The organism is Pricia sp. (assembly GCF_041745955.1).
Classification (GTDB): Bacteria; Bacteroidota; Bacteroidia; order Flavobacteriales; family Flavobacteriaceae; genus Pricia.
Genome location: NZ_JBGTHY010000543.1, coordinates 1 through 2237 on the forward strand (window position 1 = coordinate 1; position 2237 = coordinate 2237).

General features: G+C 45.3%; 3 protein-coding genes. All 3 read left to right on the forward strand.

What is annotated here, in order from left to right:
* Positions 1–549 (forward strand): ABC transporter permease (locus ACEW8S_RS19455; RefSeq protein ID WP_373519769.1); only part of this gene is annotated, 549 nt, incomplete at its 5' end.
* 84 nt (positions 550–633) lie between these two features.
* Positions 634–1785, forward strand: coding sequence for an efflux RND transporter periplasmic adaptor subunit (locus ACEW8S_RS19460; protein WP_373519770.1), 1152 nt, complete (start codon positions 634–636; stop codon positions 1783–1785).
* A 57-nt stretch (positions 1786–1842) separates the two neighbouring features.
* The coding region (locus tag ACEW8S_RS19465; protein WP_373519771.1) for a TolC family protein at positions 1843–2237 on the forward strand (395 nt) is incomplete at its 3' end.

Consider the following 2237-nt stretch of genomic DNA (forward strand, 5'->3'; position numbering starts at 1 on the left):
TATGATGATGCCGACGTACTGAAAGTCGAAGAAAACATAAAAAATCTTTTAAAGAACATTCATCATGTCCACCCTGACGACGACCGTGCCTTCGGGTCGTTCAATCTAGGTGAGCAGTTCAATAAAATTGTAGGTTTTGCCGATGGTATCACTTTTTTATCGCTCATAGTGGGTATAGCAACTATTTTAGCAGGCGTAATCGGCATTGGAAACATCCTATTGATTTCGGTAAAGGAACGCACCAAAGAACTGGGCGTTCGAAGGGCCTTGGGGGCCACCCCTGCCGAAGTGCGGAACCAGATTATATTGGAATCCGTTTTCTTGACCGTTATCGCAGGTATCATGGGCATCATAATAGGTGCTGCAACCCTGTCTATGATCAATAGCTTTACACAAGACATTGATTTCCCCTATACGAATCCGACGGTTCCTATTCCATACGTTCTTGGGGCATTGGTTATCATGGTAGTGCTTGGCACTTTGATCGGGCTCATACCCGCACAGCGCGCCGTGAGTATTAAGCCTATCGATGCGCTTCGCGAGGAATGAGTTTCAAAATCAAAAACAGTAAGGATCAAACTTGTAACCCTATACACCAACCCATAAACAATAAACAACAAACACCTTTTCAAAATGAACAAAATCGTAAAATATATCCTCATTGGAGTATTAGTGCTCGGGGCACTTTGGGCGGCTGCCTTTTTTATTAAATCGAACAGTAAATCGGCGGTAACCTACGAGGTTCAGAATCCCTTCATTACCAACATCGAAAAGAAAACCGTGGCAACCGGTAAGTTGATCCCCGAAGATGAAATCGAGATCAAACCACAGATTTCGGGTATCATCCAAAAAATCTATAAGGAAGAGGGCGATAAGGTAAAATCGGGTGATTTGATCGCCATGATTAAGGTGGTGCCCAACGAACAGGCCTTGAACCAAGCGCGTGGGCGGGTCCGTAATGCGGAATTGGCCCTGAATAATTCCAAAATCGAATATGATCGTAATAAAACATTATTCGATAAAGGGGTTATTGCGAGTCAAAATTTTAACACCCTACAATTACAGTATAATCAGGCCCAGCAGGAAATCGAGAATGCCAAGGCCGATTATCAAATCATCCGCCAAGGTTCGGCAGGGGGTTCTTCAAGCGCGAACACCAATATCAGGGCAACCGTTGATGGCACCATTTTGGAAATTCCGGTGGAGGAGGGCGATCAGGTCATCGAAAGCAATAATTTTAATGATGGCACTACGATTGCCACGATTGCCGATTTGAGCAAGATGATCTTTGAAGGAAAGGTCGATGAAGGCGAGGTGGCCAAGCTGGAAGTGGGCACGCCCCTGAAAATAAATCTCGGTGCGGTCGAGGGCAAGGAATTGGATGCCAAACTCCGTTTTATCGCTCCAAAAGGCATAGAGGAGACCGGAGCGGTACAGTTCAAGATCGAAGGCGACGTAGAGGTCAAGGACGATATTTTTATCCGCGCGGGTTACAGTGCCAACGCATCATTGGTGCTCGAAAAGAAGGATAGTATTTTGGTAATTCCCGAAGCATTGTTGCAATTCGATAAAAAGACGGACAAGCCTTTCGTTGAGATTGCCGCCGGGGCTGTAGAAGACCAAAAGTTTCTGCGTAAGGATATTGAAATCGGAATCTCCGACGGGGTCAACGTAGAAATCGTTTCCGGACTCACGGAATCCGACAAGGTAAAAGTATGGAACAAAACCGAGCCTATCAAGAAGGGCGAAGATGAGGAGGGTGAATCGGAAAACAGCGAAGAGTAAATACATCAATCAATACATCAACTTGCCTGCCGCTAGGCAGGTCAAAACAATCAAAAAATGAACTTTAAACTAACCGCTTTACTGCTGTTGTTCACGATAAGTACTATCACGGCACAGCAAAAAAAATGGACGCTGGAAGAATGCGTGGCCTATGCCGTTGAAAATAACCTGACCGTAGAGCACTATGAACTGGACTTGCAAAATGCCATGATCGATAGGTCCGACGCCATTGGTGATTTTTTGCCGGATGCCAATGCTACTTTGAGTGCTTCGGGTAATACCGGTCTAAATTTCGACCCAATCACTAACCAACCGGTTACGACCACTATTTTTACCGCAAACGGGGGATTGCAATCTTCCGTTCTGCTGTTCGATGGACTTCGCAATATCCATAGGCTCAACCGGGCCAAATTGAACGCCTTGGCCAACCAATATAGATTGGATGATTTAAA